The following is a 12,344-nucleotide window of genomic DNA, read 5'->3' on the forward strand; positions in this document are numbered from 1 at the left end:
AATACTAAGTCTCATTATTCTCCCTTAATTTTAAAATAAAAATGAGATTATATATCGTGTTTGCTTTAAAAATTGTTAAAGATAAATTTGGTATATTGATCGTACTTAATGGTCTTTAAATACGAAGCGGTGCTAAATTTATGAGATTTTCGTGCGACGTCGTCTTGAAAATTTATGATTTTCGTTTCTAACTTAAATTTAGCTCAAGTAGGGCGCTTAATTATTTACAAAATTTATAAAACATCGCTTCGTGTTATAAATTTTTTCAAAAATCAAAATTTTTATGACAATGTGTTACTATTTTACTCATTTTTTTTATATATTTGTCGACTCGACCTAAAAATTTATGCGTTCGGTTATCAAAACGCGACTTTAAATTTAGTCGTATAGGGAAATATATTTTCGCGTTTGAATCAGTTCCTAGCCCTAAAATAAGGATAATAAAGATATTTTTTGTCTCAATTTAAATAACAAATATTGCAAAAAAATTAATTAATTTTCATCAACCCAAATTCAGCTTTTAAGGGATAATATCGCCTTTATTTTTAAGAACTATCTTAAAAAATAACTAGGAGAAAACACAATGGATCGACGAGATTTTATAAAAAGCGCCGCCGCAACCGCTGCGTGCGCGAGCGCCGGTATAGCGCTTCCCTCAAGCCTTAGCGCTGCGGGTAACGAGGCGGAAAAGGGCTGGCGCTGGGACAAGGCGGCATGTAGGTTTTGCGGAACGGGCTGCGGTATAATGATCGCAACCAAAGAGGGCAAAATCGTAGCCGTTAAAGGCGACCCGGAAGCGCCCGTAAACCGCGGCTTAAACTGCATCAAGGGCTATTTTAATGCTAAAATCATGTACGGCTCGGACCGCATCACTCAGCCTCTTCTTCGCGTAAACGAAAAAGGCGAATTTGACAAAAAAGGCAAATTTAAGCCTATTAGCTGGGAAAAAGCCTTTGATATCATGGCTGAAAAATATAAAGAAACCATGGCTAAAAACGGCGTGCATTCAGCCTGCGTTTTCGGCTCTGGCCAATACACTATTTTAGAGGGTTATGCGGCGGTTAAGCTATGGAAAGCCGGCATCAGAAGCAACTCCATAGACCCGAATGCTCGCCACTGCATGGCTAGCGCGGTTACGGGTTTTATGCAGACTTTCGGTATCGACGAGCCTGCGGGCTGCTACGACGACATAGAGCTAACCGATACTATCGTGCCGTGGGGCGCGAATATGGCGGAGATGCACCCGATACTTTGGGCGCGTATAAGCGATAGGAAGTTAAGCGATCCCGAACGCGTAAAAATCGTAAATATCTCTACTTATTCGACTAGAACCTCAAATATCGCCGATATGGAAATTTTATTCGCTCCTTCGTCAGACGTCGCTATTTGGAACTACATCGCTCACGAGATCGTTTATAATCATCCCGAAGCCATCGACTGGGACTACGTAAATAGCCACTGCGTATTTGCAACGGGACCTGCCGATATCGGCTACGGGCTTAGAAATAATCCAAATCATCCTAACTACTCAAACGAAAAAGACGTCGTAGAGACGGAGCTTCATAAGAAACTAAGCAAAAACGAAGGCGTGACTCTGGGCTATCTAGGCTATAAAGAGGGCGACGTGATGGAAAATAAAAATACGGCTACCGCGGGCAAGCACTGGCAGATAACTTTCGAGGAATTTAAAGAAGCCCTTAAACCTTATACGCTTGATTTCTCCGCTCCGCTAATAAAAGGCGATCCGAACGAGGATTTGGAAGAATTTAAGAAAAAATTAAAGCAACTAGCCGACTGGTATATCGAAAAAGGCAGAAAAGTAGTTAGCTTTTGGACGATGGGCTTTAACCAGCACCAACGCGGCACTTGGGTAAACGAGCAAGCCTATATGGTACATATGCTACTTGGCAAACACGCAAAACCGGGCGAGGGCGCTTTCTCGCTAACGGGACAACCAAGCGCGTGCGGAACGGCGCGCGAAGTCGGCACTTTCGTCCACCGTTTGCCTGCGGATATGGTCGTAGATAACGCCGAACACCGCGAAATAAGCGAGAAAATTTGGAAACTGCCTAAAAATACGCTAAATCCGAAAGTTGCCTCCCACTATGTAAAAATGATGCGCGATATGGAAGACGGAAAGATGAAGTGGGCGTGGGTACAGGTAAATAACCCGTGGCAAAACACCGCAAATGCAAACCACTGGATAAAAGCCGCTAGAGAGATGGATAACTTTATCATCGTCTCAGACCCGTATCCGGGCATCTCGGCTAAGGTTGCCGACCTGATCCTGCCAACTGCGATGATATACGAAAAATGGGGCGCGTACGGTAATGCCGAGCGTAGAACGCAGCACTGGCGCCAGCAAGTGCTTCCGGTAGGCGAAGCGATGAGCGATACTTGGCAGATGCTGGAATTTGCTAAACGCTTTAAGCTAAAAGAGGTTTGGGGCGAACAAAAAGTGGATGATAAGCTAACGCTTCCAAGCGTGCTAGAAGAAGCAAAAGCCATGGGTTATAGCGAAGAAGATACGCTATTTGACGTGCTTTTCGCAAACGAAGAGGCTAAGAGCTACCCTGCAAAAGACGCGATAATGGAAGACTTTGATAACACCGAAGTTTTCGGCGATAGCAGAAAAATCGTCGGTTCGGACGGCAAGGTATTTGAGGGATACGGATTTTTCATCCAAAAATACCTTTGGGAGGACTACCGCAAATTCGGCTCAGGCCACGGACACGACCTGGCGGACTTTGATACCTATCATAAAGTACGCGGCCTAAGGTGGCCCGTCGTAGACGGTAAAGAAACCCAGTGGAGATTTAATGCAAAATACGATCCGTATGCTAAAAAATACGCCGAAGACGGCAAACAGTTTGCATTCTACGGAAATAAAAAAGCCAAGCTGCAAAAAGGCGATTTAACCAAAGTAACTAGCGGAGACGAGAAATTTTCGATCGCTAATAAAGCCAAAATTTTCTTCCGTCCTTATATGGATCCTTGCGAAATGCCTGATGACACGTATCCTTACTGGCTATGCACGGGCCGCGTGCTAGAGCACTGGCATACCGGCACTATGACGATGCGCGTTCCCGAGCTTTACCGCGCCGTTCCCGAGGCTCTTTGCTATATGAGCGAGCACGACGCGACTAAGCTAAATTTACAGCATAACGACGTCGTTTGGATCGAGTCTCGCCGCGGTAAGGTAAAAGCAAGAATCGATCTGCGCGGACGAAATAAGCCGCCGATGGGTCTAGTTTACGTACCGTGGTTTGACGAAAACGTATTTATAAACAAAGTCACGCTTGACGCGACTTGCCCGATCTCAAAAGAGACGGATTATAAAAAATGCGCGGTTAAAATTTACAAGGCTTAATAATGCAAAATAGAAGAGAGGCTTTAAAATTTGGGTTAAAAGCGATTAGTTTGGTTCTCGCGGGCGGTTTCATCTGGAGTACGCAAACGACGGCTAAAGCCCAAACTCTACTCATCAGACCGCCCGGCGCGCTAAAAGAGAAAAATTTCCTTAGCGAGTGCATACGTTGCGGGCTGTGCGTAGAAGCCTGTCCTTGGGATACGCTTAGGCTTGCGGATTTAGACGACGGATTGCCTTACGGCACTCCGTTTTTTACGCCGCGTAAAATTCCGTGCTATATGTGCCCGGATATCCCGTGCACGGTCGCCTGTCCGACGGGCGCGCTAGACGTGAAGTTAGTAAGTGAAGATAACGGCAAGCTAAATATAAATAAGTCTAAAATGGGCATAGCGGTGCTAGATCCGAATTTTTGCATCGCTTACGAAGGACTTCGCTGCGACGCTTGCTACCGCGCTTGCCCTTTGATAGATAAGGCGTTAAAGCTTGAGTACGTTCGCAACGAGCGAACGCAAAAGCATGCGTTTTTTAAACCGGTCGTAGATGCCGATTACTGCACGGGCTGCGGTATGTGCGAGCAAGTTTGCGTGACGCCTAAGGCTTCTATTTTCGTACTTCCGCGCGAAATAGGGCTGGGATCTAGCAATGAGCAATACGTCGAAGGCTGGATCGAAGGTCAAGATAAAAAGCTAAAAGACGTAACGCCGAAAGATTTTAAAGGCGATGATAAAAAGCTAAACGACTATCTAAACGGCGGAGATTTGCTATGAAATATTTGATTTTAAGAAGAATAAGTCAAATTTTGATTTTGGCTCTATTTTTTGCGAGTAACTATTACGGAGTTAAAATTTTACAAGGCAATCTTAGCTCGTCTTTGCTATTTGGGGTCGTTCCGCTTAGCGATCCGTTTGCGGTTTTGCAGCTATTTTTAGCGGGTTTTTCTATCGGCTCGACCGCCGTTTTAGGAGCGGCGATAATACTAGCTTTTTATGCTTTTATCGCCCCTAGAGCCTTTTGTAGCTGGATTTGCCCAGTAAATATCATTACCGAAACGGCTCGCTGGTTTAGGGTAAAGCTAGGCTACGACAAAGATAAAAAATTCGTAAATTTTACGAGAGGCGCGAGATATTATATCCTCGCGTTTACGCTTTTTTTATCGTTAGTTACGGGCGCGCCGGCATTTGAGGGCGTTAGTTACATAGGTATCGTGCAGCGCGGCATCATCTACGGCGGTACGCTTTGGCTATTCGTTGCGTTTGGATTATTTGCGATAGACACATTTTTGGGCGATAGACTCGTTTGTTCAAAGCTCTGCCCTCTGGGCGCTTTTTACGCGGTCGTCGGCAAATTTTCGCTTTTACGCATAGAACACAACGCGGGCAATTGCACCAACTGTATGAAATGTAAGCTTATTTGCCCGGAAAATCAAGTGCTGGGCATTATCGGCAAGCAAAGCGGATTTATAAAATCTAGCGAGTGCATTAGCTGCGGACGCTGTATCGACGTTTGCGGCGACGATGCTTTAAAATTTAATATTAGAAATTTAAAGGAGAAAAATCAATGAAGGCGAGAATTTTGGCGGGATTGGCATGCGCCGTCCTCATATTTTCGGGCTGTGCCGAAGCTAAAGAAGAGCAAAAATCATCTAGCTCCGCGCAAACTCAAAAAACGGAGCAGATAAAAACCAACTCCGATAAAAAAGAAAAAGTAAAGCTAAAAGACGGTAAAGACGCCAAAGACCTAAATATCTTGCGCGCCGCTAACGACGTTACCGACGAAGACGATATAAAACTAGCCGATATCAACTGGACCAAACCTGCCGCGGGCGAATCAAAAAGATACGACCGCTCTTTTGAAAACGCTCCGCCGCTAATCCCACATGATTTAGAAGGGCTCATCCCTATCACGGCGGATAATAATATGTGCGTTAGCTGCCATATGCCAGAAGTCGCAAAAGACGTCGGCGCAACTCCGATCCCTAAATCGCACCTTTATAGCATAAGGAATAAAAAAGACCTTGAGGGCAAGCTTAGCGACGACCGCTTTAACTGCACTACGTGTCACGTACCGCAGGCTAACGTGGAGGCTAAATTTAAAAATAACTTTAAGCCTGAGTATCGCGACGCAAACTCGACAAGTCGCTCAAACCTTCTTGACGTGCTAAACGAGGGCGTCAGATAATGACGGCGGACGCTTCGAGGCGTAAAATTTTTTCTAAAATTTTGGGCGGTAAATCCGCTCAAAATTTCATCGCGCCGCCTTATTTTTGCGGCGAATTTGACTGCGCTGGCTGCGACGCGCCTTGCGTTAGCGCCTGCGAAAAAGAGCTTTTGAGCTTTGAAAACGAGAGAGTAAATTTTAAATTTAAATCCTTGGGCTGCGATTTTTGCGAAAAATGCGCGCTAGCTTGCGAGGATGCGGGACGAGAGGTTTTAAATTTAAAATTTTCTTCTAAAATCCAAGCTAAATTTTCCATCGACGTAAGTGCCTGCCTTGCTTGGAACGGCACGATTTGTTGCAGCTGCCAAGATATTTGCAAATTTAGGGCGATCGATTTTTTCGGAGTTTTTCGTCCGAGTATAAATCAAAAATGCGTCGGCTGCGCGCAGTGTATGGAGGTTTGCTTCGTGAATTCTATCAAAATGGAGGCATTATGAAAAAAGTTATTTTATTTTTTACGGCTTTTTTTTGTCTAAATTTTACGAATTTATCGGCTAAGCCGCTTGAAATTTCGCAGCCCGATAAATCGATAAAAGCTGGCGCAAACGTTATAAGCTCGAATTTGATAGATGAAATTTTATATCTAGGCACGGACGGCGGCGAGCTTGATATTTACGATATAAAAGCGGACGAATTTTTAGAACCGATTAAATTTCGCACGGTAAAAACGCATTTTAGCGACGCGGAACCGGCTAAAATTTTTAGCATCGACCGCCTTGGCGACGCGCTTTTGGTTTTAGCCGAGATGGATTATAGCGAGCGGTATTTATACGTTTTTAAAAAAGAGGGCGCCGGCTGGAGCGAGGCTAGCAATATGCGTTTAGAAAACAAATCCGCCAAAAAAGCCTTTTTTATCGACGCGAAAACCGCCGTCGTATCGGATTTTGGCAATGAAATTTATCTCATCGATCTAGATAGCAAAAAAGCCGTCTTTAAACATAAATTTTCAATCGCTCTTTACGTGGATTTTGAGATAAACGAAACCCGCGATAAAATCGCCATCGGAGCCGAAAGCGGCGTGATTTATATCTATAATCTAAAAACTCGCCAGACGGAGCAGACGCTAAATTTCTTTAAAGACAATATGTACGATATCGACTATAAAAACGGCGTCGTTTCGGTCGGAAGTATCGACAAACAAGCCGGCGTTTATAACGGCGAGACGAGTTATTTTAAGGCGGATTTTATCGTTTATGCGACCGCGCTTAGCCCTAGCGGCAAAAGTCTAGCGTTTATGAACGGCGAGCAAAGCGACGTGTCCGTTTACGACGTAGCGAGCAAGAAAAAACTCGCTACCGTAAAGACGGGGCAGCAAATTTTAAACGGACTTTATCTCTCAAACGGAGGCAGGCTAATTAGTGTCGCATACGAAAAAGAAGTTAAATTTTGGAGCGTAAAATGAATATATCAAGCCTGGTTGTCTATAAAAAAGACGGCGCAAGCGAGCAAGAAATAATCTCGCAAATAGAGCGAGTAAAGGGCTGCGAGGTCGTCGCCGCGCAGGAAGGCAAGATCGTGGTCGTGATGAGCGTGGAAAATTTAGACGAGGAGATAAACCGCTTTAAAACGCTTGAAAGACTTGAAGGCGTTAGCGGCGCGGCGATGATTTACAGCTATCAAGAAGACCTCGCCGCCGATATAGAAAGCGTCAAAAAAAGCGGCAAGATAAGCGATATACTGCTCGATGAAAACATCGACGCGAAGGATATCGTCTATAACGGTCACGTCGGCGATAGGGTAAAATAAATTTTGCCCCTTAACTTTATTCTAATTTTGACGATATATAATGCATAATAAAATTTAAAGGATAACGTATGCAAACTAGTATAAACGCCCTACGCCAAAATCCATATACGCCGCAAGCTCAAGATAGCAAAGAAACGGTAAATTCGGATCAAAAAAAGATACGGGAAGCTTACGCAAACATCGACGTAAAGCAGTTAACAAATAGCTATTTGGCTCATTTTCAAGATATCGCGGGCTCAAATTCGAACTCGAATCTTTTATCTCAAGTTTGGACGTTTAGCGGCTCGGCAAATTTTAGTGATACATCCGGCGCTCAAAGCAAAAGCTCAAATTCTCTCGAAGATATCTTATCGGCAGTTGATTTTAAGATGATCGGCTACGAGGGCAAACCTATATGGCAATTAAGCCAAAGCGAAGCTAGCGATTTGGTTAGCGAGAATGGATTTTTCGGTATTTCAAATACTGCGGATAGGATTTCAAATTTTATTATTAACGCCGCCGGAGACGATCTGGAAAAATTGCAAGCGGGAAAAGAAGGTATGCAAAGAGGCTTTAAAGAAGCAGAAAAAATTTGGGGCGGCAATCTACCTGAAATTTCGCAAAAAACTATAGAAAGGGCCACGCAAAGCATAGATAAAAGAATAGCCGAACTCGGCGGGAACGTCCTTAGTGTTCAAGCTTAAATTTATAACCCTAACGGCAATTTCGCTCGCGATAAGCGGCTGTTCGTGGTCATCCGGTAACGCGCCCGCGCCAAAAAAAATAAATCAAAAACCGCCCGTTCAAAAACCGGCTCTAAACGGTTCTTTGCGCGGCGTAATACTAGACGTAGCCTATCAAGACGGTAAATATTGCTACGATATCAGCTCTATCGACGCCTCAAACGGTAAACTGCCAAGCGGCAAATATTGCGGAGGTAGGTTGTATTTCTCAGCCGGCGATACGGTTTACGTCAGAGTATCAAATAACTATATTGCCGATATGATATTTATAAAAAGCGGCGATAGTCGTAAAACCGCGATACGTAAAACTAAGCAAAAAGTAGCCGCAAAAAAAACGCTAAAGCAAGAACCGACGAAAAAAATCGTAATCGACGTGCCTAAAAGCGAAAATATCAGCTTTGATTAGCCATTGATTTACCGAAATATTTTATAATTCTGGCAAGCAATCAAAGTTAGAACTCCTTTTAGAAAGGGGATGTGTATCCCCTTTTTTATTTTTTAAAATCCTTTTTTTATTTATCATTTTTAAGTTTTATCCCTAATTTATATGCGTTGATAATATCTACTATCAATAACGTAGTACTAAATGCCGTATTTTTGCCTAAATTTACTCTAGGTATACAAAATTTTATTATTAAGCTTGTAATGCTAGGTTTTGTGCTAAAATTACGCTAATCAACTTTTATGAAGGAGATCTTATGAAACTCGCTAAAATTTCTTTAGCTGCTTTGGTTGCGCTAGGCGCTTTCTCTACTTTAAATGCTACTCCACTTGAGGAAGCTATAAAAAACGTAGATTTTTCAGGATTTGCAAGATATAGATATACTAGCGATAAAGTAAAGCTTAACGATGCTAAAACAACTAACGCTAACCATAGATTTAGATTTGTAGGTACTTTTAAAGCCGCTCTTGACGATAATTTCTTTGGCGTACTCGGCCTAAGATACGATTCAAAGGACGGTTCTGGATTTAATACCGACACCACCGACACTCAAAGCGCTCTAGCGGTTAGAGAATTTTACCTTGGCTATACTGTAGGCAACACTACTATTACAGCCGGTAAACAGTTTGTGGGAACATATTTTGACGATGACTTGGCTGGTACGGGTCTAAGAGTAGTTAATACTGATATATCGGGCCTTACTCTAGTAGGTATTGCGTTTGATGCGCTTGAGACCAGCGGTATCCGCGATTACGACGGTAAGTTGTTACCAAGCCTAAACGCAGGCGGTAAAACTAATAGCCTTAACCTTTATGGTTTAGGAGCTATGGGAAGTTATGATATCGTAAATTTCAAAGCTTGGTGGGCATATCTTGAAGATACTGCAAATCTTTTTGCGGCCGATGCCGCTTTGAAATTAGATTTTGACGCCGTAAAAGTAGGTGTTCAAGGTCAATACGTACACAATGAATCTGACGATAACGATTTCGGCGATGCGAATTTCTTTGCTACTAAGGGCGACGTGGGATTTTTTGGAGTCGGTTTAAATGCAGGTTATATCTACTTTAAAGCCGACGATAATAAAAAATCGTTTGTAACTATCGAAGATAACGGCAAGCTAATTAACCCTGCTAAGATTATAAACTCTGTGATGACGGGTAGCGCTCAATACTACAACAATATCAAAGACAAGAACGATTATTGGTTTATCGGAGCTTCATATAAATTTGACAAATTCGGCGTTTTTGCTAACTATATAGACGGCAAAGGATATAGCTGGCAGTATGCAAAAAGAGTTGATAGAGATGAGTGGAACATCGGCGGTAACTACGCTTACAGCAAAAAACTTAATTTCTCTACGTTCTATGCAGCAGCTAAAGAGAAAAATGGAGACTTTAGACACAAACAAGATCGTATAAGATTTGAAGCAAAATATAGCTTCTAATAAAAACCGATCTCTTTTATGCTATAATCCCAAGCAAATTTCCCTTGCTTGGGATTTTTAAATTTATCCACAAAGGTTTTTTATGAAATTTACTAAATTTTCGCTTTTGGCATGTCTTTGCATTTTTTCTTTTGCAGCCGACGAGCCTAGTTATATATTTGAGGCAAAGGGCGAATTTGCAAAAGAGTTAAAAAGTTTGGTAGAAAAATATTCTAAAGACGAAAATATAAGTATAAACGTTTATGAAAAAGCTCCCGAAACGGATAGCGGAGGCAAATTTTTAAATATCGGCGTAGATAGCAAAAGAAGATATAGCGTAGAAAAAGGTCGAGAATTATACGCTAAAAACTGTGCCTCTTGTCATGGTGAAGATGGCAGCAAAAGAGCTTACGGCTCATCAGAAAAGCTAACTAATATAAGCGCTGAGGCTATCGAAGCTGCTTTTTCAGGCTATCTAAACGACTCGGAATACGGCGGAAATATGAGAAATTTAATGAAAACTGTAGCAGCAAAAACGACCTATAATGATTTAGGTGCTATAATAGCTTTCTTAAAGGGTAAGGACGCACTACTATCTAGCGACTCTTCTACTGAAAATTCGGATGTTTCAACTACTCCAACCCAGGGAAGCTACCTAAAATAATTAAATTTGCCGAGTCTTATAAACTCGGCTATCTCCAGATTTTTCTTACTTTATGTCAGTTTCTATATTATATTTCGGTAAATGTTCGGTAATTTTTAATGAGAATCTTTAGATTTTTAAGCTTACTAAAGGTTATTTTATGCTAATATTCCAAAATATTTTATTTTATTTGAGGAGAATATAAATGAAGATTGCTAAAATTTCATTGGCAGCTTTGGTTGCACTAGGTGCTTTTTCAACCGTAGCGAGTGCTACGCCTCTTGAGGAAGCTATTAAAAACGTAGACCTTTCAGGATATGCTAGATATAGATATAACAATGTAGCAGTCAAAAACGCTAACGGCGTAAAAGATAATACGACTGCACATCATCAGTTTAAGTCAGAATTTTCTTTTAAAGCTGCGCTTGATGATAATTTCTTTGGTGTTTTAACGCTTAGATACAATTCATCTGATAGTTCTGCTTTTGGTGCTGACAACAGAACTGACAACACTGATACTTCAAGCCCATTTAATGTTAAAGAATTTTACTTAGGATATAAAGTAGGTGCTACTACTATAACTGCAGGTAAACAAACTATAGGTTCATTCTTTACCGATGATGCTGTAGGCACCGGCGTAAGAGTAGAAAATCAAGATATTACCGGCTTGACTCTAACCGCATTTGCATTTGATGCTCTAGAGAATAACAATGAGAGTGACGGCGCTATTTACACTAATGCTCCTGGTATTTTCAATAATAACCTATATGCAGTAGCTGCTATCGGTTCTTATGATCCAGTAAGTTTTCAACTATGGTATGCATCTTTAGTTGATTCGGTTAATCTTATCATAGGTGACGTAAACTTTAGCCTTGATATTACCGATAGCGTTAATGTCGGAGCAAGAGCTCAATATGCTCACGCGGATATAGACAATGATGTAGGCGCAAATTTTAAAGATACTGATTTTTATGCTACTGAGCTTGGTACTAAACTATTTGGTGCTGATGTAGCTGCCGGTTATATCGGATATAAAGTTCATGATAAAGCTAACGGTTTTGTAAGTCTAGAGGATCAAGGTTCATTTATAGAGGTTGGCGAGATAAAATCAGCTCTTGATTATACTGCTCTTCAAGGTAGAGGTAACTTCTGGTTCTTAAAAGGCGGATATACTTTTGCTGATAAATTTAGACTAGGCGGCGAATACTCTAATGGTAAAGTTAGAGATGCTGCAAACGTAAAAGAGAAGTATCAAGAGTATGTAGCTAGACTATCTTATGATTACAGCGCTAAGCTTCAGTTCTCAAGCTTCTACGCTTATGAAATTAATAAACACCAAGATAGCTCGAAAGATAAGACTAAATTCTTAAGATTCCAAGCTAAATACTCATTCTAATTTAAAACCTCGGGCTTAGTCCCGAGGTTTATTTTACCCTTTTAAATTTTCTTTTCGATGGTTATATAAATTACTTAATTTTTTCTATTTATCTTCAGTATCGCCAGTCTTACTCTATCTTATCTGTATTTATAGTTATATAAAGTCGACAAAATCATTGCTAATTTAAAAACACATGTGTCAGGTTAAACTATAGATTGGATTAAATGGCTTAAGATAGTTCAAGCCAACTTTTTTAAAGGGTATATTGACGGCTAGTGCTGTGAATTTATTTTGTCATCGGTAAAGCAACATCTGGACTTTAAAATATATCGTTATGCTGATAAAGGACCTTTACCCTTGTAAGAAGAGGAAGTGAATTAAAAGAAGTAGGTTTAGAATAAGT

The 12,344-nt window shown here is 41.4% G+C and carries 12 protein-coding genes; all 12 read left to right on the forward strand.

Features of this window, described 5'->3' with window-relative positions; all coding sequences use genetic code 11:
• The first annotated feature begins 583 nt into the window (after positions 1 to 583).
• The 12 genes from napA (at position 584) to RYL88_RS02165 (ending at position 11,959) form a co-directional block, all read left to right on the forward strand.
• Positions 584 to 3,370 carry a nitrate reductase catalytic subunit NapA gene (gene napA, locus RYL88_RS02110; RefSeq protein WP_314988763.1) on the forward strand — a complete coding sequence of 929 codons (2,787 nt, stop codon included), beginning with the start codon at positions 584 to 586 and terminating at the stop codon, positions 3,368 to 3,370.
• A gap of 2 nt (positions 3,371 to 3,372) precedes the next feature.
• Entirely contained in the window at positions 3,373 to 4,137 is a 765-nt protein-coding gene (napG, locus tag RYL88_RS02115) for a ferredoxin-type protein NapG (protein WP_314988764.1), read from the forward strand.
• Positions 4,134 to 4,931, forward strand: coding sequence for a quinol dehydrogenase ferredoxin subunit NapH (napH, locus tag RYL88_RS02120; protein ID WP_314988765.1), 798 nt, complete (start codon positions 4,134 to 4,136; stop codon positions 4,929 to 4,931). The genes napG and napH overlap by 4 nt, the downstream gene beginning before the upstream one ends.
• Positions 4,928 to 5,548, forward strand: a complete 621-nt coding sequence (locus RYL88_RS02125) for a nitrate reductase cytochrome c-type subunit (RefSeq protein ID WP_314988766.1) — start codon at positions 4,928 to 4,930, stop codon at positions 5,546 to 5,548. The genes napH and RYL88_RS02125 overlap by 4 nt, the downstream gene beginning before the upstream one ends.
• Positions 5,548 to 6,024 (forward strand): 4Fe-4S ferredoxin, encoded by a 477-nt coding sequence (locus RYL88_RS02130; RefSeq protein ID WP_314988767.1) that lies wholly within the window; start codon positions 5,548 to 5,550, stop codon positions 6,022 to 6,024. Before RYL88_RS02125 ends, RYL88_RS02130 begins: the two co-directional genes overlap by 1 nt.
• On the forward strand, positions 6,021 to 6,989 hold the full coding sequence (locus tag RYL88_RS02135; RefSeq protein WP_314988768.1) for a hypothetical protein: 969 nt from the start codon (positions 6,021 to 6,023) through the stop codon (positions 6,987 to 6,989). Before RYL88_RS02130 ends, RYL88_RS02135 begins: the two co-directional genes overlap by 4 nt.
• Complete coding sequence (locus tag RYL88_RS02140) at positions 6,986 to 7,333, forward strand: chaperone NapD (protein WP_314399673.1); 348 nt, start codon at positions 6,986 to 6,988, stop codon at positions 7,331 to 7,333. The genes RYL88_RS02135 and RYL88_RS02140 overlap by 4 nt, the downstream gene beginning before the upstream one ends.
• 68 nt (positions 7,334 to 7,401) lie before the next feature.
• Entirely contained in the window at positions 7,402 to 8,016 is a 615-nt protein-coding gene (locus RYL88_RS02145) for a hydrogenase-4 component G (RefSeq protein WP_314988769.1), read from the forward strand.
• Positions 8,003 to 8,461, forward strand: coding sequence for a hypothetical protein (locus RYL88_RS02150; RefSeq protein ID WP_314988770.1), 459 nt, complete (start codon positions 8,003 to 8,005; stop codon positions 8,459 to 8,461). Before RYL88_RS02145 ends, RYL88_RS02150 begins: the two co-directional genes overlap by 14 nt.
• Positions 8,462 to 8,753: 292 nt before the next feature.
• Complete coding sequence (locus RYL88_RS02155) at positions 8,754 to 9,941, forward strand: major outer membrane protein (protein ID WP_297965427.1); 1,188 nt, start codon at positions 8,754 to 8,756, stop codon at positions 9,939 to 9,941.
• Positions 9,942 to 10,023: 82 nt separating this feature from the next.
• On the forward strand, positions 10,024 to 10,584 hold the full coding sequence (locus RYL88_RS02160) for a cytochrome c (RefSeq protein ID WP_297965429.1): 561 nt from the start codon (positions 10,024 to 10,026) through the stop codon (positions 10,582 to 10,584).
• Between the two features lie 184 nt (positions 10,585 to 10,768).
• The gene (locus RYL88_RS02165; protein WP_314988771.1) at positions 10,769 to 11,959 is read left to right on the forward strand and encodes a major outer membrane protein; all 1,191 of its coding nucleotides are present in this window, start codon (positions 10,769 to 10,771) and stop codon (positions 11,957 to 11,959) included.
• The last annotated feature ends 385 nt before the right edge of the window (positions 11,960 to 12,344 follow it).

It is taken from the genome of uncultured Campylobacter sp. (assembly GCF_963517995.1).
GTDB lineage: Bacteria > Campylobacterota > Campylobacteria > Campylobacterales > Campylobacteraceae > Campylobacter_A.